Genomic DNA, 22,824 nt, shown 5'->3' with positions numbered 1-22,824 from the left:
AGAAATCCTGGGTTTCGCTACGCGACACCCAGGGTCAAAAATAATGTCTTAATCCCAAAGGACATCTTTCTCTTTTTTTATTGCAGCTTGTAGTAAACTGATTAACGGAACAGCACGTTTTGCAAGGCTAATTTCCTGTTCGTTGTCTTCATCATCCCCAACAATTTTTTTTTCTTTTCTAAGACCAGTCTGCAACCTCTCCAATGCTTCGGGGAGATGTTCGGATTTAATCGCTCCAGGAACGGTGCCACTATGCCCCATTAAAGAAAGTAGACGCTTAGCTATATCTCCAAAATAAGTAATATTCTCATAGGCATCTGTATGAAACGTTATTAACATCAAAATCTCCTTTTTAAATACCACATTTTTATTACCCATAAACCTTTAGCAAATATGCTGCAACCGCACGCAATCCCATCGCTTCGCCTCCCTCAGGCTTTCCAGGTCTGCTGCTTAAATTCCAAGCCATAATATCAAAATGCATCCATGATATCGATTTCGTTACGAAACGTTGAAGAAATAATCCCGCAACAATTGCTCCTGCATAGGGATGATCACTGGAATTAGTCAAATCAGCAACACTTGAACGAAGTAATTCTTCATAAGCAGCAAATAAAGGTAAACGCCAGATGGGATCGGCTGCTTTATGCGATGCTGCCACCACTTCTGTTGCCAATTGATCATTATTAGTAAACAGAGCAGCAATTTCAGCACCTACTGAAACTCGAGCAGCTCCAGTTAAAGTCGCAAAATCAATGAGCAGTTCAGGCTGCTCCTCACACGCCTTGACCAAAGCATCAGCCAAGACCAAGCGTCCTTCTGCGTCTGTATTATGCACCTCCACTGTTAAGCCATTTCGCATTGTTAGGACATCACCTGGTCTAAATGCCTCAGGCCCTATAGAGTTTTCAACCGCAGGAATAAGCATCTGTAAACGTATGGGCAAATTGCGAGTCATAATCCATTGTGCAAGGCCAATTACATGTGCTGCGCCCCCCATATCTTTTTTCATTAAACGCATACCCGATGCCGATTTAATATCCAGGCCTCCGCTATCAAAACAAACGCCTTTTCCTACCAGAGTAATATGAGGGTTTTTCTCATCCCCCCAAGTTAATGACAGCAGGCGAGGCGCTGATTTGGCAGCACGACCCACTGCATGAATTGCTGGAAAATTATCTTCTAGTAATTCATCACCCACCCATTGCCTGAATTGTGCTTTATGTGTTTTAGCTAATTGCTCCACTACTTCAGCCAATTCTCTGGGGCCTAAAGCATTTGTTGGTGTGTTAATTAAATCCCTCACCAAAAATTGAGCTTCGGTTAATGCCAAAAGAGGATTTAAATCATCCGGATGAATCATTAAAAGCCGAGGTTGCCGATCTTGTTTTTTATATGCTTCAAATCGATATTGCGCCAAAGCCCAAGCCATTGTTGCTTCCTGAGTACAAGTACCTTGGACCTGATAAGTATTAGGAGGAAGTAATAATGCTGCATTGGCTAAAGCTTGAACCTGATTCCCATCGCCTGTACCGACATAAACTTTATCAATTAATCCATCAGCATTCTGAATAAAACAAGAGTCACCTAATTTTCCTTTAAACTGATGCAAGTCAAGACAATTTTGTTCTGCTGGAGTCAGTATGCTTATTCCCTCTTCCCATTGGCTTTGTGAAATCAAATAAAGAGGAATAGCTCTGTCGCTCTGAGTTTCATAAAATAATTTTGCTTGCATATTTTTATTCCTTCACTTGGCCTCGAAAATGAGTAGGTCTAAGTCCGGTTAATCCCAGGACTAATAAATAAATGATTACAGCAGCGGATACGTGAATAGATAATAAGCCTAAGCGCATACCTGGAGAAAAACTGAGCCAATAACTTATAGTGTCATTCATGAGAATTAAATAAATGCTGATTGCTGAGTTAGCAAAGAATAACTGTATGCTGTATTTTATCCATCCAGGTGAAGGTTTGAATACCCCTCGCTTAATGAGTAAAAATAATAAAGTCCCGCAATTGACATAACCTGCCAATGCTGAAGCCAAAGTCAGACCCGCATGAGCAAAATGCCCAACGAAAAGAAAACACAACAACGTATTAATCACCATAGAAATCGCCCCCACCTTAACTGGGGTACTGATATCTTGTCGTGCATAAAACCCAGAAGCCAATACTTTGACCATCATAAAAGCAGGTACACCAGCTCCAAGAGTAATGAGGCTTTTTTGCGTCTGAATCACATCGTAGACAGTGAACTTGCCATAAGCAAAGCAACTTGCAATTAAAGGCATAGCAAACAAGCACAATCCTAAACCCGCAGGAACTCCTATAAGTAAAATAGAACGTAATCCCCAATCCAATGCAGTTGAGTATTGGCTTATACTCTGTTCGGCATGCCTTCGGGATAAATGTGGAAGAATAACTGTTGCAATCGCTACGCCAAAAACTCCTAATGGGAAATCTGTAAGACGGTCTGTGTAATACAACCAAGAGACACTACCAATTTTTAAAAAGGAAGCAAAAATACTGTCAACCATTAAATTAAGTTGAGCAATAGAGACGCCGAATAAAGCCGGAATCATTAGCTTAAGCACTTTATTCACTCCAGCGTCATTTCTAACCAACTGAGGTTTTACCAATAACTTCCGTTGATGCAAAAAAGGAATTTGAAAAAGCAACTGCACAATACCAGCAATAAGAACCCCCCAAGCTAAACCGACTACGGGCTTGGGTAATTGAGGGCATAAATAGATTGCAGCCAGAATCATACTAATATTCAGTAATACTGGTGTAAACGCAGGGATTGCAAAATAGCCATAGGTATTTAATACAGCCCCAGCCATAGCAGTCAACGAAACCAACATTAAAAAAGGAAAAGTAATGCGCAGCATTTCTGTAGCCAATACAGCACGACTACTATCATGACTAAAACCAGGGGCAAATAAAAAGATGATCACAGGTGCAGCAAACATCCCGATTAAAGTAACAACACTAAGAATAGAACCCAAATATCCAGCAATACGTGCAATAAAAACTCGTACATCATTTGGGGTGCGTGTTTTTTGATATTCGGCCAGTACAGGTACAAAAGCTTGAGCAAATGCTCCTTCAGCAAAGAGTCGACGCATGAAATTAGGAATGCGAAATGCTACAAAAAAGGCATCCATACCTGCTTGGGCACCAAAAAAATTCGCAAGGACCATATCACGCAAAAAACCTACAATACGTGAAATAAAGGTCATTACTGAAACCAGTGTTGTTGAACGCAATAAACTCTGCCGTTTAGGTACCATAATCTCTGAATCGGTTGCTGACATAATTTTTATGCACAAAGTAAAATACTTTATAATAACCTAAATAAATCGGCTGTCATAATCTTAAATAACAGAAGACAAGTCTATGCATTGAAATAACTTAAACCGGGTAGATATCCTATTCCCCCAATACTATTGGGCATAAATTATACACAAAGCAATTGAAATAATCAATTTATACTTTAGAAACAAAGAAGTTTCTATTGACAAATTCTAACTCATTGTGCATGATCATCATCTTTTTGTACCGTCTGAATGAGTGGAGATTTTTAAGTGGCAAATATTAAATCAGCAATCAAACGTGCTCGCCAAAACGTGAAATTACGTCAACATAACGCCAGTGCACGTTCTATGTTCCGCACTTACATCAAAAATGTAATTAAATCTGTTGAATCAGGTGATAAAGAAGCCGCTCATGCTGCCTACACCAAAGCACAACCAATTATTGATAAGGCTGCTGGAAAAGGTTTAATTCATAAGAATAAAGCTTCTCGGATTAAAAGCCGTCTGGTAGCCCGTCTTAAGGCAATGACCGCTTAACCTTTCAATACATAAATTTCGGACTGGTCGCTTGCCAGTTCGATATCTTTTTATGCACCTCATATACTACTTACAAAATCCACTTTGAGTTTATCTGGAATTAACCGTAATAGCTCAAGCTCCCAAGTTAATATCTCCTTGTCTGGTTTGGCATAAATGTAGCTCGAAAAATACAAACATTCCTAATAAGCAAAGCATATACGCTAACCTGGGTTCGCATCGCCCCAGGTTAAGATTCCTTTTAGAAAGGACAGATAAAGGGCCTCATGCCCGCATTGCAATCACTTACTTAATGCAACTTGCTAGCCACCTATAGAAAAGGGCTCACTCATAGCAATTAATGTAGCTCTTGCATTTAATATATCGTCCATTAATGACTCATGTAAATTGAATGCTTCCAATATAGCGAGAAAATATCTGTTTCCTTTCAGAATCTCAATGATTTGTTCGCACACTAACTCGTCCTCTGGATAAGGCAGTAATCGCTCTAAAACGTCGTTAATTAGGCTACTTCTATTGATGATTTCATCTTCTATTTCATCAATAGTATCTAGTGAGGTAGCTTCTTGCAGATTCTCTTTAAAATGCTCTTTTTGATTTATAAGTATCTCTGCAATAGATTTAAGCTCTTTTAATTTCTTAATAAAAATTGATAATTCTATTTGTTGAGCCTCATTTAGATTAGAGGATGCTTCCTGAAAGCTTAATAATTCCTTTTTGTCGGTAATATTTTTTGTGGCAATCTCAGTATAATTCAATAAAGTCATTACATTTTTGAAATTAGGAAGACCATCCATGTATGCCCTCACTTTTGACATAGTATCTTTATCTGTTTCTTCTGCAAGCACCAATAAGAACTGATGCACTTTTTTTTCTTCGTTGATTATCAATTGAACAACATTATCGAATTCTTGTTTTTCCTTTACCATATGGAGCTCATTTAGCAACACATTCAGCGTGTTACAACACGCGTCAATTTTTGTCTTAGCCTCAATAAAGCGATCAATAATTCGCTGAGCATTCTTCTTTTTTTCCTGAAAAAGCCTACACATTTCTATTTCCTCAATGTAATTAGCATCATGCATTTAAACTGTTAGTACTGACAGGACCTTTCATCTGTGTACTTGTGTTTTCTCTTTGTAACAAACCAAGTAAAGTAGAGGCGCTATGCTGACTCAACGCCACTTCCGACTGGTTTTTTTTCGGTTCCGTAGTTGTTTCAGATAAACTCAAAGCGGTTACAACAGGTCCTTCAGAAACGCCTGATTCTTTTTTCAAAGGGTCAAGAACAGCAGATGCACCTGCTTTCTTCCCTTCAGCTGCTTCAATATCCGAGGAGACTACAACAGGCCGTGCAGAAACAAGTAATTCTTCTTTGGAAGGGTCAAAAACAGAAGAATCTCCATGCGTACTCAGTGCTTCCTCACCAGATTTTTCAGTATCAGCCAATCTTTTTCTTGCATCCTCAAGCATAAATGCTCTTGCTTTCGCTATGGCAGATTGAACACTGTGCGCCCAACCTGGAACGTCGGGGAGTTCTTTTTTCAGTTTATCATCCCTTCCCATACCCGGCGTTTTCATTAGATATCGTGTTCCTTTAATTTTACTCACGTCAGTTATTTCAGGAGTGAGCCCTCTGCTTCCACCTTGTTTTCTGAACGCCACATATTCATTATATTCATTATCCACTTTCTCTAGTAATGCACTTAGGCTTTCTGTTGTTAGACCTTCTCTAACAATCCTCTCTATTTCCCTTCTGGCTGCTTGATAATCTACTTTTAGTTCCGTCATGTTAATTCGACAAGGTTCCTGTTGGTGGGCAAATAGCTCCAATTCAATCACATCTTCTAATTCCAGTTTTTGTGATGGAGAGCTAAGATATTGCTCTTCAGGCGAGGGCATATCATCTGCTTTTGTAACCCATTCCTTGTAAAAATGTTCAAACCTTTTACAAAGCTCTTCAATTTCACCCTCTTCAAAAAACTCTTGATAAATTTCAGTTTTGGCAAGAGCAACCATATGTTGATTAAAGTCTTTAGGGGTATATGATTTATTGTTCTTTAGCCGGTAATGATTGTGATTATGACCAAACTCTAAAGGTAGATGATGCATTAACTTACCATGGAGATCGTCACTGCCTCTCAGATATAAATCGCATCCATCTTCAACTTCTTTATGAGCCGCTGCCGCAGCATTATATAATTTATCTCTGAAATCCTGAGGGTATTGATCCAATCCATCTGGAGCCCAAAAGTACCAATTTAAACTGAATCCTTTAACCTGGACTGCAACGCGAACCTCTATTGTTTCACCTTCATCCCTAATTTCATAAACAGTCCCTTTGGTTAATCTAAACTTATACCCTTCTTCATTAAGCTCTTGTTCTCTTTTTCTATATTGTGCTTTATTACCAGACGCAACAAGCAATTGAAGCTCTCTAGTTTGTTCTGTATTTTGATATGAAGTAAATTTTTTAACGACATGTTTTTTCTTTAAGAAAACAAAAAAAGGGTTTGGCATAACGACCACCATTAATTACAAAAAAATCCCACATTGCCTGGTCATTTTAACTTGTGCCCAAAAAATATTCAATAATTGTTCGTTAAAAACACAACTAATCTATCAGATTTTAATAGAAATTTTCAAACATCGTATCAAGAGAAAGAACACGAACTTAAATGCGGCAAGTAGCAGATTGTTTTTCGATATCCTCTTCTGTTGCGTCTCTTACTTCATCGAAGGGTTGGAAAAAAAATTGTTTTTCACCTAATTTATTTCTTGTCAAAAAAAAACCAGAATCAAGGGAAGCAGAGCTTGGATTTCCACTTGCAGTTCTAAGGAGTCGAGCAACATCCGCCTCATCCAACGAGTGCGCGCTTGCTACTTTTTTTACAAAAAATAATTTTGGTTCACCATCTAAAGAACATGACATTTCTATCGCCGATTTAGAAGAAGCTAATGTATCAATAGTTTGCTGAAGCTTCGTTTTCACAAATGGGCTTTTATTATTACTCCATGTGTTTATCAATAGCACTAATGGTGAAAGCGTATAATCTCCTATAGTATTTTGGGGAGCCTTATGAGTAAAAGCAGAACATAAATCTTTGGGGTCACTTTTTATAAAATGATTTAAAAATTCGATAATTGGTGCTATTTCAAGCTCATGATCGATGGCAGCAGCCAATGCGCGCACAATCATCATGATGCCATTCAGATCAGCATGCACACCAGTATGAATGGTTTGCATCAATGCTGAATTAATTTTGCCATCTGAATTGCTCTCCCATATCTGATATAAAGCATCAATCAAATTGCTTAAGGCATCTGAATTGTGGTTAATGTATGCAGCCGAAACCAATGAAATAAGAATAATGTGCAGCGTATGCAGTCCCTTATAAGGACCTAATTCATGAGTTTTGCATAAAGAATCAACCAGCTCAGCAGGGCTTATCTTACTTACATCAATCAGAATACGACTAAGAATTTGTACTACTTTAGGATTATCGACTACTGCGTTTTTTATTGCACCAACTAATACATAGGTACTACTTTTACCTTTAAAAGAACCATAGGTAATTTCTTTAGTTAAAGCAGCACTTATAATTCTAGGTGACTTCTTAATAAAACTACTTAAAAGTTCAGCAATTAATTCGGCTGTTGGCTGATTATCAGATATTGTAGTCGCATTTGCCAAAGCGCGCACCAGAACAAGGATTGCGTTTTTTCCTTTTTCACTGCCTTTTTCTACATTTTTTGCCATAATGGAAGAAAGTTCATCGCCTGCATTCGCTAACAGTTGGCTGAAAATATAGTTAATTGCCACAAGCACCGAATTATTTCTGGAGTCGAAAGTAGCGGTAAAGAGGCTATCCATCCAGGCGTAAGCAACAGTTTGTCCCTCAAAAGCTCCCCCGAGAGTCTGAGAAAGGATTGAAACTAAAACAGCTGGATTTCCATCCTGATATAATTTGTATAAAAGCGCACAAATATGCTGCGCTGCTTTTTCATCATATGTATTCATCGCAGTTTGGAGTGCATACGTTAGCCAGTAGCCAAAATTACTTTCTGCTATAGTGCCGACAGGGGTTTCCGTTATAAAATCATTAAGCTGAACAATCAACCACTCAAGATCCCGGCTCGAAATCTTGGGATCCTTAACACCTGGATATTGATCAAACGGGATAGTTAGAAAACCTAATGGGAAAAGGTCTAGAGGATCACCCATGTAAATTTGTCCTAAAAAAGCACAACATTGTTTTTAATTATGATACCAAATAAATTGATACACAAGAAATTTTATTGGCATCAAACCATTAATTTTGAAGCCGTGGTCTGGATACGTGAAGTAAACTCCAACTTACTTTTTGTTTCATCATAACCGGACCACTATTTTTTAGAAACTTTTGTCATGCGCGATACTAGGCGAGGGAAAATATCAATGAAGTTTCATTTGTTTCTTCGCTTTCTATGTAATTTCGTCCAATTATCTTGCATAGATTTTCTTTATCTTCCCTCGAAAAATAAGAAGCTACGGCTTCAAAAGGATTATATTCTTCCGCATCATCAGGAGCAGATGCCTCAGAAGGATAATCCGCATAGATTTTCCACTCATCCACTATTGCCCAATAAATCGAATTGAAAAGCATTTTAGCCTGATGAATTTTAGCTTGTAATTTTTTCTCCTCCTTACTGCGGGGGGCAGAAAATAAAGAAAGAGCAAATCCTTGCCAACCGGATATTTTAGCATCCTTTTTTGGTTCAATAATGGCAAACTCTCTATAGCATCTAACGATCAAATCAGCTAGATCATCTTTAGACTTAGTTAAATTATCTTTAAATTGACGATAAGCCGGATCATTTTTATATTTAATTAAGTTAACTTCATTGTCTGCGTATTTCTCGAAAAATGATGCATTTCTTATTGCCCATTCTAAATTCTGTAACTTACTGACAATATATTTCACCTCATTACAATACTCTTTATCTATGCTAAATAAATTTACGGTATCTTCTGATAATTGGTCGAAACGCTGTGGAGGTACGCTCCAATATAATTTAACATCTTTATCTTGCCAGTTTCGAGAGAAAACCTGTTTACCTGATGATTTGGTATACGGGTGTAATGTTCCTTCACTATGTAATAGAATAGGCTCTAAACCGGGAATAAATCGTGGTAATGAGGAAGTTTTGAAAGGTGCAAGTTGTTTTTCAGTGAGAATGCCTTCTAAAAGAGAAACTGCCCTGGTTTTACAGGTATTTGAATTTTCAAGACTGGGTACGGGTACCCAAAATTCAAACCCCAAGAACCCTACCTTCTTAAAACCCATTGATAGATGAAAATCAAAAGGTTTAAGCCTGGATGGACGTCCTTCTATTTTTGCTTTAATTTGCTCTATTTCATAAAATTGTCTGGAGTAGGCTTCTTCCTTATAAATTCTCCATTTCTTTGATGGATCTGTTTTGAAATTTTGACCATCGCCAACCACTTCCTTTATAGCAGCTTCTTGTTCTGCAACTGCTGTTGCGCATCGCTTTTGTAGTTCTTCAAATTGCTCCTGGGTAAGCTCAAAAGTATATCCATGTAAACCATGTCCCAGATCCATATAACGTATTTCTTCTTGGGTTAACATCCCATGATTGCCTTGCAAATCAACATCTAAGCGATTGTTAATTTTGAATTTCTCGAAACGACTATTTTTATCTCCAGTACTGGTAACGCCATAAAAGCCCCAAGTCTCAACGACTTCAAGTAGTCGTGTGCTTTCATTCAGTTTTGATAGAAAAAAAGAACCGTGCCCCAAAGGATTCGCGCCTGCAGTTTGATCAAATACGCAAAAAGTCACTGTATATTTCATCTCAACACCCCTGTTATTTAAGTTTGAACATTCCCTTGTAAAAACTAGATAAAACAGTAGTTATTTTGAGTAAAAATTATAAAATATGCAAGAATTTACCCCATGAAAAAAAAATAAAACTAAATAAAATTTTTAACTTAGATTCAATGCATTATAAACCTTGGAGCAGTTGACCATTCGCTAGATCTGCCCCCAAAAGGGTTCAATAAACTCGAGTGAAGTGAAATGAAGCTCGGAAAAATGGAGAGGTTCCCCGGGTTATGCTGTTACTTCACCCGGGTATAATCTATAGTAAATGAATCAATCAACCATGAATATTCCCTTTTTGTGCCTGATTCAATTGATAAAAAGCACGTTTTGCCGGTGCGAAATTAGGAAATTCGGTTAATAAACGCTGTAAAATCATGCGTGATAAAATTTCATCCCCCTGATTCCACTCATTTAATGCTTGAAGATACATAAAGTCAGCAGATTGTTCCGCAATAGCAGGTGCTTTATTCATCAATATAGGTTCAATAAAACTGACACGAGCTTGAGTTTGTGCTTCCATTCTTTGTAAGGCTTTTCGAGCCTGAAGACTGCCATTGTCACTGGCTTGCTGCAATAACTCCTTACCTTTGGCAAGAGAACGCTCACCCAAAGTACCTTCCAGATAATAAGTACCTAGCTGATATTGTGCATAAGCATTTTGCCGTGAAGCCAGTTTTTCATAAAAACCTGCCGCCATTTTGGAATTTTTCTCAACACCTAAGCCGTAATGATACATTCGTGCTAAAGCCAACATTGCTTTCTCATGACCTTTATCTGCAGATTGCTGGTAATAGTTGAGGGCGTTATTAAAATCAAGTTTAGTGATAAAACCCGTTTCAGACAATAATCCTAACTGATAAAGGGCATTAGCATTACCCAATTCTGCTGCCTTTTTATACCAGGATAAAGCTTGTTGTGTATCTCGAGCTTGGCCCAATCCATTGAAATAAATAGCTCCTAATTGATTCATTGCCTCATGCACTTGATAAGTTGCTGCTTCAACAAATAAATCTCTCGCTTTTTGATAATTGACAGGGGTTCCTTTACCGTATAAATACATTAACGCCAAATCATATATCCCTAAGGCATCCCCTTTCGTAGCAGCTTGTTCATAAGCCTTTAATGCCAGAACATAATTATCATTGACTGTTTCATAAATAAACCCCAATGCAACAGATGCTTCAGGCAAACTTACAGCCGCTTTCTCGTACCATTGTCTCGCCAAATTATAATCAGGCTCCCCATTTTCGCCCAGCTGATAAAACTGACCCAATTGATACTGGGCCAGAGGATTTCCCTGTTCTGCAGAAGCAGTATACCAACGTTGCGCACCTGCAAGATCAGGTTCAGAACCTAGGCCTTTTTCCAGCATATAAGCCAGTTTCAGTTGTGCAAACTGATCCCCTTTTTCAGCCAAGCCAGAATAAATTTGTTTGGCTTCTTGCATTTTTTCAGGATCAGAGTTTTCTGCCAAATAATAATCTGCTAAAACTATTCCAGCATGACTGTTTCCTAGCTTATAGGAACGTATCAAATTAGGTAAAAAGTCTTGTCCCGCTTCTTTTTGTAATACCGCTATATTAAAATCTGCATAAGAGAATTGATCGTCAACAGATTGCTGCAATTGCTCCATTCCTTTTGTCTTGTCTTGAGCCACTCCTTTCCCTTCGGAGGCATAAGTTCCCAAAATAAAATCACTTACGGCATTTTGCCCTGATTGTTGATACCAGGTAATTGCTTGTCCTGGATCAGCTTTTACGCCAATGCCCCTATCATAGAGTAATCCCATCAACAATGCTGCATGTTCATTACCGGTAGCTGCTTCAGCTTTGGCGAGCAGAAAAGCTTGTGCTTGTCTTTCCTTATCTTGATCCATTGCATTGTAAAATGCGAGTGGTAATAATGCTTGGGAAACACCTCGATCTGCTGCTCCTTGATACAACTGACGGATCATGGCTATTTTGTGTTTTCTAACATTTACACTTAAACCACTGTCATTTTGGCGTGCCAAACTATCTGCTAGCTCATATTCTGCAGGGCCATAATTATTGGCCGCAGCCAGGTACAACATAGATGTTGCTTGTTCTTGATTAGGTTGAATGTATACTGTACCGTCAGGACCAGTTATCCCCTGTGAAAGAATTCTAGCCAGAACGTATTGGGATTTTTTATTTCCTTTAAATGCCGCATCAGTTAAATCATTTAATGCCAGCTGATAATCATTTTTATCTTTGGCATGCAGCAAATATAAAATACCCAAATTGTATTCTGCACCCAAGTGCTGCTGTTGTGCCGCATTTTGATAAAAAATAATGGCTGAAGAGTCACTTTGCGCCACACCAATACCATATTGAAACATTTGTCCTATTTGAAATTGCGATTGGGCATCACCTAATATTGCTCTAAAGTATAACTGATTAAACACAGACATATAGTTCAGCTGTGCTTGCCACCCCTGAGTCCACAAATCCATAACATTGGCTTGTGAATTATCATCATAATCATAAAAGTTGGCATCAATATAAGGAGTTGGTAAATTAATACGCGCATATATGGGAGTGTTTACTCTTTCTAACGCTGATAACTGGTGATCTAAGGGATAAAGAGGATATGTCCATTGATTAGCCTGGAACCCAGGAGTTTTATTTAAAATCGCATCATAATAACTGGTTATAGGAACATCATTAGGCTGAACTAATTCAAACTGTGGATGAAAAATAGACTGACGCGTTACATTTTTCAGTTGAGGCCCCTGGTTATATGCAAAATCTCCTAATACCCGAGGGTTATGCCAAGCACTTAATATTCCTTTCATTTGAAAATCAGTTTGCTCTAATTTATCTGTTGTACCATTACTTAACCACAGGGCAGCCTGTGCTAAGGCTGCTTCCTGATTTTTAGCACTTTCATCTTGCATCGCTTGATTTAGCCATTGCTTTGCCAAATTGGGCTCAGCCTCAATACCTATTCCTTTTTGATACATTTCAGCTAACTCACGTTTGGCTTGTGGCAATCCACTCTGAGCGGCTTTCAAAGTCCACATGTATGCAGTTTTTGGATCGTAAACAGGGCTTTTTTGTTGTAAATAAATATGCGCCAGATCCAAATACGCCTCATTATTCTGTTGATTACTCGCTTTGTTAAACCACTGCAACGCGAGTTCTTTTTGGTTTTGTTCTAACGCTAATTCTCCTAAAGCAACCATTGCGGGTGCGAAACCCTGAGCCGCAGCTTGGTTTAATAACTGCTCCCCTTTATTTTCATCTTTATCTAATAGCTTTCCTTCGAGATAAAGCTTTCCCTGCATAGTTATTGCTTGAGGATTATTATTGGCAACTGCTTTATTTAACCAAATAAGGCCTAATTTACGATTTGATGCATGACGACTTTCAATAAAATTTTTCGCTAAGGTAAACTGTGCTATGGAGTTACCATTTTTTGCCGCATTAATATAATAACGAGTTGCTGCATCCATATTTTTCTTTACCCCAACTCCATACATATAAGCCGCTGCCGTAAACATTTGGGCATCTACATCACCGGCATCTGCTGCTTTTTTAAACCATGTAAAGGCTTGTTGTGGATCTTTATCATGTAATAGGGTGTATTTGGCCATAAGCTGAATGGCAGGGAGGTATCCTTTCTGTGCGGCTTGAGTAAAATAGCGTATTGCTAACAAACTATTTTTTAATTGGCCATACCCATAAAGATAAATTCGCCCTAAGTAGTAATCAGCAACCGCATTTTTACCCGACTGACTCATTAAAGGTTCTATCGCTTTATTATAATTCCCTAATCGATAAGCACTGAAATCATCAGCAAAAACGTTTTGCCCAGCTGATGCGACAAATAAACATACCCAAGGTACTAGCGATTTCATGAAAATTCTCCCTCTTTGCATGCCAATTTAACCCGAATTTTTATCGTATGTGCCAGACTTATGCCCCGGGTATTATGCCATAATGCACCACTTCATTGACGGCCCCATTTCGAGTAGTGCCATCGACTATCCAATAGTTGCCTTTATTATTTAAACCAAATTTTACATTAACATATTCACATACTTTAATCGTATCAGCACAATCAATGATTTTTCCATAGGAGGTTTTACCATCACCTAAAGTACAAATAAATTTGACTAATGGTTCCCCTGTAGCTAATGCTGCCCATTGCCGCCCACCTATTGTATGATTGTATCGAGTGGTATATTGGCTATCCTCATCACGCATATGATATAAACTTACACTTTGCGGTGATTTATTAAAGAAGAAATATAAAGATTGCAAAGCACCTTCTTTGCCTGGGAAAAGAGACAAAACCTTTAAACTTTCCTTATATCCAACAGGCTTGCATCCTATAGGAAATCGAGCTTCTTCCTTTTCCGCTTTTGCTTGCATATCCTTAGGATCACCCTTTTTAGGTTTAGCTGCTGCAAGGTGTGTCGATATTAGCCCTAAACAAAACATCAATGAAATTGAAGTGATTTTTTTTATTGTATTCATCATATTTCTCACTCACTGTCATTTATTGGACGTACAATAATGGTTGTACCCATGAAATTATTTCTTTCGCTGGATAATTCAACAAAGCTTAAATTTAACCATTTAGCATCCTGAATAAACATCCGCACACATCCATGACTTGCTCTAACTCCAGGAATGTCATCGGAACCGTGTAATGCAAACCCTTTATGAAAAAACATGCAGAAAGGCATCTTTGCACCACCTTTACCAATTGGAAATACATCTGACGTACATTTTTCATTCTCTTTACTGAATACTCGATAAATTCCTGTTAAAGTACGGCAAGAATGATTGGAATCGGAACATTTATCTCTTCCGGATGAGATCGGTCCCCATCTCACCAAATTACCTTGAGCATCATAAGCGGCAAAAGCCAGCTTATCTTGATCGACAATAATTTGTTTTTGATGCTCTGGAATTTTTAATGGGAAAGGTGCTACATCAAAAGCGGTGAGATAAGCCAGATTTTTGGGAACAGCTATAATCTTGCCAGTCCATAAAGGATTGTAAGTACGATTGACTCTTTGTACGATATCTCGTTGATTCTCATCTGGAAATAACGTCTCCCAACTTTGCCCCGACTCTACTTTGATACATTCGTATTGTGGGTAACCACATAATCCCGTGCCATAAAAATTACCGGCATTCCCTATGGCAGCCATGAGCATCATCAATGCAGCTGAAAGTAATTTATACATATGCCCCCCTCTCATCTTACTTTTTATTTTTACATGCAAGATTTGTGCTTAAATATCAATTTATTTTAATTATTATTCGAGCATATCTAAAATAAGTTTAGTACGAATATTAGAGATTTTGCCAGAGTTATGAATAATATTCTGACTCGTGAATAAGAAGCCTAGGTGCAGCGGGGCAGAGACTGTTTTTTTGGCGCAGAGAATAAAGCTGTATTGCCGGGTTTACTCCTGTCATCTCAGGCTTCGATGCCGCTAGATTATATTTAGGACGATACGTTTTCACCACGAAAAAATTTAAAAATACGCTTTGCCAAATGTTCACTAATACCAGATACCTTAGCAATTTCCTCCACTGAAGCTTTCGCAAGCTCACGTATCCCGCCAAAACGATGCAGTAATGCCTGTCTGCGCTTCGCTCCTACTCCTTCAATATCTTCAAGAGTTGAATCCAATCTCTTTTTCTGTCTTTTCTTACGATGAGCAGTAATAGCAAAACGATGTGCTTCATTGCGAATATGTTGTATCAGATGTAAGGCTTTAGAGTCATCAGGTAAAATCAATTCACGTGCTTCGTGCACCAAAATTAATTTTTCCCAGCCAGCCTTTCGAGAAGGCCCTTTAGCAACACCAAGCAGGATTACAGTCGAAACACCTAAAGACATAAGTACTTGCTGGGCCACAGTTACTTGTCCCTTGCCTCCATCAATAATTAATAGATCCGGCAAAGATTGAGACTCTACTAAGCGTTTAAAACGTCGCGTAATTGCCTGCCCCATTGCGGCATAATCATCGCCAGGGTTTATACCTTCTATGTTAAAACGTCGATACTCATTAGGACAAGGACCTTCCTGATCAAACACAACACATGATGCAATAGTAGCTTCACCTTGAGTATGGCTGATGTCAAAACACTCCATTCGCTCAATTGGCTTTTCCAGTCCTAAAAACTTCTCTAACTCATGGAAACGAGACCTCATAGTAGAGTGTTTCGTCACATATTCAGCGATCGAAACACGCAAATTATTCAATGCAAAATCCATCCAGCGCGATTTTATACCGCGAGGATTCACTTGGATTTTACATAATCTGCCACGTTGTTGTGATAATGCTTCTTGTAATGACTGATGATCCATTAAGCCATGGTTGGTAATAATTAAAGCGGGGATTTTTTCTGGCGCATCAAAATAATAGAATCCAATAAATGCATCAAAAGTTTGCTGCCATAAATCTTCCATGCTAAGTTCATCGTCCAAGCTTTTTTGCGGTATAGAAGGAAAATAACTCCGGCTGGCCAATACTTGACCTTCACGAACTGTCACACACTGAACACAGGCAAAACCTGGACTAACCTCAATTGCAATAGCGTCTGCATCTCCCCGTAATTGTAAAATGCCTTGTTGCTCTTGCACTAATCGCAAACTTTTAATCTGATCCCGAAAAATTGCTGCTTCTTCAAAATGCAATTCCCTTACTGCTTTATCCATTCTTTTGGCAAGCTCATCAAGAATTAATTGAGACTTACCTTGCAGAAATCGCATGGCATCGTGTACCGAACGCTTGTAATCTTCAGGAGTTATATAATTGACACAAGGTGCTGTACATCGCTTGATTTGGTACTGCAAACACGGTCTTGAACGTGCATTAAAATAACTGTCTCGACAATTACGAAGTTTAAAAACTTTTTGAATAGTCACTATAGTTTCTTTAACCGCAGCACTGCTGGGATAGGGGCCAAAAAAATCACCCGATAGAGGTTTTTTCTTAGAGCGATAGCTCTCAATTCGTGGAAAGTCAGAATGGTTGGAAAGATGGATATAAGGATAAGATTTATCATCTCGCAGCAAAACATTGTATTTTGGTTTTAATGTTTTAATCAGATTGCTTTCCAATAATAGTGCTTCTGTTTCACTACGCGTTACGGAAATTTCTATTGAGGCAATTTGACTCACCAAAGAACGAGTTTTAATACCTGTATTTTGTTTATTAAAATAGCTTGTAACCCGTTTTTTTAGATTGGATGCTTTACCTACGTAAAGAAGATTACCTGCTTCATCCAGCATACGGTAAACACCGGGCTCATTAGGTAACTTATTGAGAAACAACGCTAATTCAGTGGAAATATTCATGTAATAATAACAATAGTTCTTGGTTTAAAAATGTATCCTTGCGCCTGCCTCTTAAGTCACAAATAAAGAGTCGTAGGGAAAATCGGATTTGAGTGCAGGCTGAGCAAAAAGAATCAGATTCAGCCGCTGCACCCAAGCTACACTAGGACCTTTAATCTTCTGATGCCAGATCGATGGGGTTTTCTATAATTCCGTGTTTTAGAGCCAAATAAGTAAGTTCTACATCATTTTTGATGCCTAATTTTTCAAATGTTCGGTAACGATAGCCGTTAATTGTTTTTGAGCTTAGGAAAAGTCTATTACTAATTTCCTGAACATTCATACCGGTGGTAATCATCAGCATCACTTGCATTTCACGCTCAGATAACACATCAAAAGGCGAACCTTGTACTTCCTGCAGGCTATTAATCGCTACTTTCTGAGCGATTTCAGCACTAAGGTACTTTTCTCCTTTTGCAACTTTACGGATTGCAGCGGCCATTTCTTCGGCACCCGATTCTTTCGTCAGATACCCCATAGCTCCTAATTGCAAAACACGAGTAGGTAACACATCAGAGCACATCGCAGTTACCGCAATAACTCTAACATGCGGATTTGATTTTTTCAGGCGACGCGTTACTTCCCATCCATCAATTCCAGGCATTTTCATATCTAAAAGGACTACATCTGGGGAATATTTTTTTACTAATGCTAAAGCTTGTTCACCACTTTCTGCATCAGCGACTACTTCTACATCTGACATATCTTCGAGTAATCGTCGAATCCCCATTCGAACCAATGCATGGTCATCAACAATTAGTACTTTAATCAAATAATGCTCCTTGACTTGAAACAGCCAATGAACAAACTAGGTTGCTCGATGTTAGCAAGACTAGCTGTTCATTACAATATACATAGATTAACATGCTCTAATATGGATATTAGGGTTATTTGGATCCACCTTAAAAAATGGTGGAAACTCCCCTAGTTCCCGAGTACGAGCTAAAAGTTTACCTATATCGGATAAAACAAAATCATACAAAACCTGATAATCACTGATCACAAAATAAACTGGCTGCAACATATCGATACGGTAAGGCATACGAAACGCCGCAACAGGATCAAAAATCACTCTAAGCGGAATATCGCTTTCTACACTATATACCGTTTCACTAATAGAAGACAGTATCCCGCCACCATAAGCACGCAGACCTTTTGGACTTTTAATTAAACCAAACTCAACCGTAAACCAAAACATGCGTTGTAATAAAGGCCAATCTGATTCAGGAAAAGTTAACACCTTCCTGGCATAATCATAGACAAATTCTGCATACACCCTATCTGTCAACATCGGGCAATGACCGAATACTTCATGAAAAATATCAGGCTCTTTTACATAATCCAATTCTTCTCCATTACGAATAAATGTAGCTACAGGAAAATGTTTTTTTGCCAATAACTCAAAAAATTCTCGAGCAGAAATTAATGCAGCAACTGCAGACACTTGCCAACCGGTCTCAGCTTCAAGCTTTTTATTAAGTTCTGGAATCTGCGGAATCCCTTCAGATTTAATACCTAAGGTTTTTAGTCCTAATATGAATTCATCACAAGCACGTCCGGGTATTAATTTTATTTGTCTTTGAAATAAAATATTCCAAATTCTGTTTTCTTCTGCAGAATAATTCACAAACCCTTGAGCGTCAGGATCATGCGCTACATAACGGCTTGAAAATTCCATAATTTCTCCTTCACATACAAATAATCGTAAAACTGTTGGTGGCAAGTGTATATATCTTAAAAAAAGCCACCTTTTTTAGTTATTAGGCAATTTGAGAATAAATGTCAATAACTATTACAGATTTTTCAAATTATGCTATAAAATCAAGCCAATATTGACGCTTGGAAAAAAACAATGACGGTAGCCATTTTAGCAACCGGTGATGAAATAGTTCATGGTGATACCCTAAACACTAACGGCCGTGATATCGCCCATACACTAAGTTCTGAAGGCTTGCCTTTAGGAGTGCACATATCCTGCAGCGACAAAAAAAAAGATATCATTAATTGTCTACGCTTTCTGACTAAAAAACATGACATAATCATTATTATCGGCGGACTTGGGCCCACTACTGATGATCTCACTCGTTTTGCCTTATCTCAATTTACCGGTGAGGCATTAGTACAACACGCTACAGCTCTTGAACACATTCAAACCCTACTGCACGATGCAAATCTAGCACTTAATCCGGGAAACTTTCAGCAATGCCTCTTCCCTGAGCAGGCCCAACCTTTACCCAATGATGTAGGCAGTGCTTTGGGATGTTATTATCCATGGAAAAATAAACACTTTTTCCTGTTACCCGGACCACCCCGTGAGTGTTTGCCAATCTTTAATCAATATGTAATGCCTATATTGCAGCAAACCACTCATAGTCAAAAACAAATACTCAAATGGCGAATTTTTGGTTTGTCAGAAAGCGAAATAGCCCAAAGATTAGAGGATGCGCTCCAGGATATTGATTGCCAAACAGGTTATCGCTGGGAGTCACCCTATATAGAATTTAAGGTTCGTTGTATGCCTAATCTTGCAGATAAAATAAAAACAATTGTTGGGCCTTTACTAGAGCCCCACATTATTAGTGATGTAGATAAAAAAGCGTCTGAAAACTTACATGAACTCATTGCGAGCATCAATGAACCGATAACCATTATAGATGAAGCAACTGGCGGATTACTGCAATTACTGCTCAGTAAACCCAGCACACATCATTTGTTACATTTTAACGATTTGCATAAAAACGCCCTGCATTTTCATATACGCGGTTTAGAGGAATATTGGCAGCAACAACCTCCAAAAGGAAAAACACAATTGATTATTGATTACAGCAATCACTACCAGGAAGGGCGTGAAACCCATAGTATACCTTTTCGTACAGCCTCAGTAGTTGAATATGCCGCGGAGTGGCTATGCTTCAGACTCTTTCATCTCATCAATCAATTGCATCAGTGAATAGCACAATTGCTGCGTTCCTTCACCACTGATTGCTGAAATTGGAAAGACTTTATCTTTCCAGTCCAAACCATTTACTATAGCCATTATTCTTTCTTCTCGACTCGCTGCATCGGGTAACATATCTATTTTGTTCAATACTAGCCATCGAGGCTTTTGCAAAAGTTCAGGATTGTATTCTGCTAACTCCTGAATAATTACTTTGGCCGATGTAATTGGATCACTATCATCTAAAGGTGCAACATCAATTACATGAAGTAACACACAAGTACGCGAAAGATGTTTTAGAAATCGATGCCCAAGTCCCGCACCTGTAGAGGCCCCTTCAATAAGACCAGGAATATCTGCCATCACAAAACTCTTATGGGAAGAAACACTAACAACACCTAAACTTGGATGTAACGTTGTAAAAGGATAATCTGCCACTTTAGCCTTTGAACTCGAAACTGCTCGAATTAAAGTAGATTTTCCTGCGTTAGGCAATCCCAATAAACCGACATCAGCTAAAACACGCAGCTCCAAGCGTAAATGTCGAGATTCCCCTGGGCTTCCTGGAGTGGTTTGTCTTGGAGAGCGATTCACACTACTCTTATAGCGCGTATTTCCCAAACCATGAAATCCACCTTGGGCAATTAATACGGGTACACCTGGCTCTTTAATATCACCCAGCAACTCGCCAGTATCCACATCGTAAATCATGGTGCCAACAGGCACTTTAATCGTTAAATCATCCCCTTTTTTCCCAGTACAATTCCCTCCCATACCAGACTGACCATTGCCGGCTTTGTAATGACGCATGTAACGAAAATCAACTAGGGTATTTAAATCAGTGCTGGCTTCAAAATAAACGCTGCCCCCATCACCCCCATCACCCCCATCAGGGCCACCACGTGGTATGAACTTTTCGCGTCTGAAGCTTAGGCAACCACTTCCACCATGGCCTGCTTCTACTTTTATTACTGCTTCATCAACGAATTTCATGACCAACCTCAAAATAAAAAAAAACCCCGTTACCGGGGCTAATAACATTGTATTTAAGCATAAAACGTAGTCTGGATTAAGGTAATCCCGGAATACATCATAAATAAAAAGCCAATGCCGCGCTATGCAGTATTCTGGCTACAGTAACAATTAGTTCGCAGCTTCTTCTTTTTGCTCTGCAACTATTGTCACATACTTACGATTTTTTTCACCTTTGACAACAAATTGTACCAGACCTTCAACCAAGGCAAACAAGGTATGATCACGGCCACAACCTACGCCTGGCCCCGGATGAAAACGCGTACCACGTTGCCTTACAATTATTTCACCCGCATTAACGAATTGACCGCCATAACGTTTCACTCCAAGATACTTGGGATTCGAGTCGCGGCCATTACGAGTACTACCACCTGCTTTCTTATGAGCCATTGCTATCCTCTCTTACTTGCTAATCGCAGTAATTTTAACTTGCGAATAATATTGTCTGTGCCCCATTTGCTTCATATGGTGCTTACGACGACGAAACTTGATAATTTTCACTTTTTTGTGACGACCATGATCAAGCACTTCAGCTTTCACTGTTGCCTTGGCTACTAATGGGGAACCGCAGACGATTTTATCACCATCAGCCAACATTAATACTTCTTCAAATTGTATTTCATTGCCGACATCTTCAGGCAGTAATTCAATTTTTAACACATCACCTTCCTTCACGGTGTATTGCTTACCGCCAGTTTTGATTACCGCATACATAATATTTCTCCAACTCGCCTGATTGGCTATCACAAATTCAATAAAGTGGCATATTCTATGAAATTATCACTATGACTTCAAGTTCATTTTAAAATATTGTATACTTCGCCACCCTTTCCGGATTTTTTAACGATTATCCGGTGTTTAATCTGGTCGCGGATTAATCGCAGGACCTGTAAACAGATCCTGAAGGAACTTATATAAATTTTTGGAGTATATAATGTCAAATGTCCTTTTAGAAGCTCAAACAAGAACGGATATGGGGAAAGGTGCGAGCCGCCGCCTACGTCGTCTTGAAAATAAAGTACCTGCTGTAATTTATGGCGGTGACAAAAAGCCAATGTCAATACATTTTCAACATAATAAAGTAATTAAAGCTTTGGAAACTGAAAGTATCTATTCCAGTGTTTTTGATATTACAGTTGATGGCAAAGTTGAACATGTTATTTTGAAGGCATTACAACGTCATCCCTATAAGCCAGTTGTAATGCATATGGATTTACAACGCGTTTCTAAAACTGATGTCCTGGTTAAATTAGTGCCAATTCACTTTATCAATGAAGATAAAGCTCCTGGTATTAAAGCTGGCGGTATTATTAACCACACCATGACTCAAGTAGAGATTCGCTGCCAAGCAAAAGATTTACCTGAGTTTATCGCAGTAGATATGTCAGACGTTAAAATGGACGATATCATTCATTTATCTCACTTAAAATTACCTAAAGGGGTAAAACTTACAGTTGATGTTACAGATGGAAGTCATGATGCTCCTGTTGTAAGCATCCACATGGCTAGGGTAAGTGCAACTGAAGAAGAAACAACAGAAGCTGCAGCAGAGGTTCCAGCATCAGCTGTACCAACTGTTGATTCTGAGAAAAATGAAGAGTAATCCTTTAAATTTGCTTGAAAAAATGTAAAACATAGCCTGGAGAGGCGAAGCAACGGGAATTTAATGCAAACATATCCCGGGTTCCGCTTCGCTTCCCCTTAGGCTATAAAAACTTCAAAATTACGC

The 22,824-nt window shown here is 38.7% G+C and carries 19 protein-coding genes; 3 read left to right on the top strand and 16 right to left on the bottom strand.

The genetic code is table 11. The features are described from left to right. Positions 1-48 precede the first annotated feature (48 nt). Genes Lpar_RS07465 through murJ form a run of 3 tightly spaced genes read right to left on the bottom strand, consistent with a single transcriptional unit; the run spans position 49 to position 3,317 of the window. Positions 49-339 carry a DUF1840 domain-containing protein gene (locus tag Lpar_RS07465; protein ID WP_058517354.1) on the bottom strand — a complete coding sequence of 97 codons (291 nt, stop codon included), beginning with the start codon at positions 337-339 and terminating at the stop codon, positions 49-51. Positions 340-370: 31 nt separating this feature from the next. After that, positions 371-1,735 carry a leucyl aminopeptidase family protein gene (locus Lpar_RS07460; RefSeq protein ID WP_058517353.1) on the bottom strand — a complete coding sequence of 455 codons (1,365 nt, stop codon included), beginning with the start codon at positions 1,733-1,735 and terminating at the stop codon, positions 371-373. 4 nt (positions 1,736-1,739) lie between these two features. Then, positions 1,740-3,317 carry a murein biosynthesis integral membrane protein MurJ gene (murJ, locus tag Lpar_RS07455; protein ID WP_058517352.1) on the bottom strand — a complete coding sequence of 526 codons (1,578 nt, stop codon included), beginning with the start codon at positions 3,315-3,317 and terminating at the stop codon, positions 1,740-1,742. 270 nt (positions 3,318-3,587) lie between these two features. Between murJ and rpsT the strand changes: the two genes are divergently transcribed. After that, the gene (gene rpsT, locus Lpar_RS07450; RefSeq protein WP_058517351.1) at positions 3,588-3,854 is read left to right on the top strand and encodes a 30S ribosomal protein S20; all 267 of its coding nucleotides are present in this window, start codon (positions 3,588-3,590) and stop codon (positions 3,852-3,854) included. Positions 3,855-4,156: 302 nt separating this feature from the next. On the opposite strand, the gene Lpar_RS07445 is transcribed toward rpsT, so the two are convergent. From Lpar_RS07445 to phhA, 10 genes are all read right to left on the bottom strand, one after another. Beyond that, positions 4,157-4,783, bottom strand: a complete 627-nt coding sequence (locus Lpar_RS07445; protein ID WP_133133955.1) for a hypothetical protein — start codon at positions 4,781-4,783, stop codon at positions 4,157-4,159. A gap of 148 nt (positions 4,784-4,931) precedes the next feature. Further along, positions 4,932-6,374: a hypothetical protein gene (locus Lpar_RS07440; protein WP_058517349.1), complete on the bottom strand. Its 1,443-nt coding sequence runs from the start codon at positions 6,372-6,374 to the stop codon at positions 4,932-4,934. Positions 6,375-6,528: 154 nt separating this feature from the next. After that, on the bottom strand, positions 6,529-8,079 hold the full coding sequence (locus Lpar_RS07435; RefSeq protein WP_058517348.1) for a hypothetical protein: 1,551 nt from the start codon (positions 8,077-8,079) through the stop codon (positions 6,529-6,531). A 193-nt stretch (positions 8,080-8,272) separates the two neighbouring features. After that, entirely contained in the window at positions 8,273-9,709 is a 1,437-nt protein-coding gene (locus tag Lpar_RS07430; protein ID WP_058517347.1) for a hypothetical protein, read from the bottom strand. A gap of 304 nt (positions 9,710-10,013) precedes the next feature. After that, positions 10,014-13,619, bottom strand: a complete 3,606-nt coding sequence (locus Lpar_RS07425; protein WP_058517346.1) for a tetratricopeptide repeat protein — start codon at positions 13,617-13,619, stop codon at positions 10,014-10,016. Between the two features lie 58 nt (positions 13,620-13,677). After that, the gene (locus Lpar_RS07420; protein ID WP_058517345.1) at positions 13,678-14,241 is read right to left on the bottom strand and encodes a hypothetical protein; all 564 of its coding nucleotides are present in this window, start codon (positions 14,239-14,241) and stop codon (positions 13,678-13,680) included. A gap of 8 nt (positions 14,242-14,249) precedes the next feature. Next, positions 14,250-14,960 carry a L,D-transpeptidase gene (locus Lpar_RS07415; RefSeq protein ID WP_058517344.1) on the bottom strand — a complete coding sequence of 237 codons (711 nt, stop codon included), beginning with the start codon at positions 14,958-14,960 and terminating at the stop codon, positions 14,250-14,252. 263 nt (positions 14,961-15,223) lie between these two features. After that, positions 15,224-17,086 carry an excinuclease ABC subunit UvrC gene (gene uvrC / locus Lpar_RS07410; RefSeq protein WP_058517343.1) on the bottom strand — a complete coding sequence of 621 codons (1,863 nt, stop codon included), beginning with the start codon at positions 17,084-17,086 and terminating at the stop codon, positions 15,224-15,226. 151 nt (positions 17,087-17,237) lie between these two features. Then, entirely contained in the window at positions 17,238-17,897 is a 660-nt protein-coding gene (letA, locus tag Lpar_RS07405; RefSeq protein ID WP_058517342.1) for a two-component system response regulator LetA, read from the bottom strand. Between the two features lie 87 nt (positions 17,898-17,984). Then, positions 17,985-18,803 carry a phenylalanine 4-monooxygenase gene (gene phhA / locus Lpar_RS07400; protein ID WP_058517341.1) on the bottom strand — a complete coding sequence of 273 codons (819 nt, stop codon included), beginning with the start codon at positions 18,801-18,803 and terminating at the stop codon, positions 17,985-17,987. Positions 18,804-18,977: 174 nt separating this feature from the next. On the opposite strand from phhA, the gene Lpar_RS07395 reads away from it, so the two are divergent. Continuing rightward, the gene (locus Lpar_RS07395) at positions 18,978-20,075 is read left to right on the top strand and encodes a competence/damage-inducible protein A (RefSeq protein WP_058517340.1); all 1,098 of its coding nucleotides are present in this window, start codon (positions 18,978-18,980) and stop codon (positions 20,073-20,075) included. On the opposite strand, the gene cgtA is transcribed toward Lpar_RS07395, so the two are convergent. The 3 genes from cgtA to rplU form a co-directional block, all read right to left on the bottom strand. Continuing rightward, positions 20,031-21,056, bottom strand: a complete 1,026-nt coding sequence (gene cgtA, locus Lpar_RS07390; RefSeq protein ID WP_058517339.1) for an Obg family GTPase CgtA — start codon at positions 21,054-21,056, stop codon at positions 20,031-20,033. The two genes, Lpar_RS07395 and cgtA, sit on opposite strands and share 45 nt — an antisense overlap. A gap of 150 nt (positions 21,057-21,206) precedes the next feature. Then, the gene (gene rpmA, locus Lpar_RS07385) at positions 21,207-21,485 is read right to left on the bottom strand and encodes a 50S ribosomal protein L27 (protein ID WP_028381048.1); all 279 of its coding nucleotides are present in this window, start codon (positions 21,483-21,485) and stop codon (positions 21,207-21,209) included. Positions 21,486-21,497: 12 nt separating this feature from the next. Then, positions 21,498-21,809, bottom strand: a complete 312-nt coding sequence (gene rplU / locus Lpar_RS07380) for a 50S ribosomal protein L21 (protein WP_058517338.1) — start codon at positions 21,807-21,809, stop codon at positions 21,498-21,500. A gap of 220 nt (positions 21,810-22,029) precedes the next feature. Here rplU and Lpar_RS07375 point away from each other — a divergent pair, with 220 nt between their 5' ends. Beyond that, positions 22,030-22,698, top strand: a complete 669-nt coding sequence (locus tag Lpar_RS07375; protein WP_058517337.1) for a 50S ribosomal protein L25/general stress protein Ctc — start codon at positions 22,030-22,032, stop codon at positions 22,696-22,698. The last annotated feature ends 126 nt before the right edge of the window (positions 22,699-22,824 follow it).

Source organism: Legionella parisiensis (assembly GCF_001467945.1).
Lineage (GTDB): Bacteria > Pseudomonadota > Gammaproteobacteria > Legionellales > Legionellaceae > Legionella > Legionella parisiensis.
This window is presented reverse-complemented; position numbering and strand designations above follow the sequence as displayed.

Coding starts and splice junctions, on each gene's coding strand:
- Lpar_RS07465 (WP_058517354.1), bottom strand. CDS start 339: ATGTTAATAACGTTTCATACAGATGCCTATGAGAATATTACTTATTTT.
- Lpar_RS07460 (WP_058517353.1), bottom strand. CDS start 1,735: ATGCAAGCAAAATTATTTTATGAAACTCAGAGCGACAGAGCTATTCCT.
- murJ (WP_058517352.1), bottom strand. CDS start 3,317: ATGTCAGCAACCGATTCAGAGATTATGGTACCTAAACGGCAGAGTTTA.
- Lpar_RS07445 (WP_133133955.1), bottom strand. CDS start 4,783: ATGGTAAAGGAAAAACAAGAATTCGATAATGTTGTTCAATTGATAATC.
- Lpar_RS07440 (WP_058517349.1), bottom strand. CDS start 6,374: ATGCCAAACCCTTTTTTTGTTTTCTTAAAGAAAAAACATGTCGTTAAA.
- Lpar_RS07435 (WP_058517348.1), bottom strand. CDS start 8,079: ATGGGTGATCCTCTAGACCTTTTCCCATTAGGTTTTCTAACTATCCCG.
- Lpar_RS07430 (WP_058517347.1), bottom strand. CDS start 9,709: ATGAAATATACAGTGACTTTTTGCGTATTTGATCAAACTGCAGGCGCG.
- Lpar_RS07425 (WP_058517346.1), bottom strand. CDS start 13,619: ATGAAATCGCTAGTACCTTGGGTATGTTTATTTGTCGCATCAGCTGGG.
- Lpar_RS07420 (WP_058517345.1), bottom strand. CDS start 14,241: ATGAATACAATAAAAAAAATCACTTCAATTTCATTGATGTTTTGTTTA.
- Lpar_RS07415 (WP_058517344.1), bottom strand. CDS start 14,960: ATGTATAAATTACTTTCAGCTGCATTGATGATGCTCATGGCTGCCATA.
- uvrC (WP_058517343.1), bottom strand. CDS start 17,086: ATGAATATTTCCACTGAATTAGCGTTGTTTCTCAATAAGTTACCTAAT.
- phhA (WP_058517341.1), bottom strand. CDS start 18,803: ATGGAATTTTCAAGCCGTTATGTAGCGCATGATCCTGACGCTCAAGGG.
- Lpar_RS07395 (WP_058517340.1), top strand. CDS start 18,978: ATGACGGTAGCCATTTTAGCAACCGGTGATGAAATAGTTCATGGTGAT.
- cgtA (WP_058517339.1), bottom strand. CDS start 21,056: ATGAAATTCGTTGATGAAGCAGTAATAAAAGTAGAAGCAGGCCATGGT.
- rpmA (WP_028381048.1), bottom strand. CDS start 21,485: ATGGCTCATAAGAAAGCAGGTGGTAGTACTCGTAATGGCCGCGACTCG.
- rplU (WP_058517338.1), bottom strand. CDS start 21,809: ATGTATGCGGTAATCAAAACTGGCGGTAAGCAATACACCGTGAAGGAA.
- Lpar_RS07375 (WP_058517337.1), top strand. CDS start 22,030: ATGTCAAATGTCCTTTTAGAAGCTCAAACAAGAACGGATATGGGGAAA.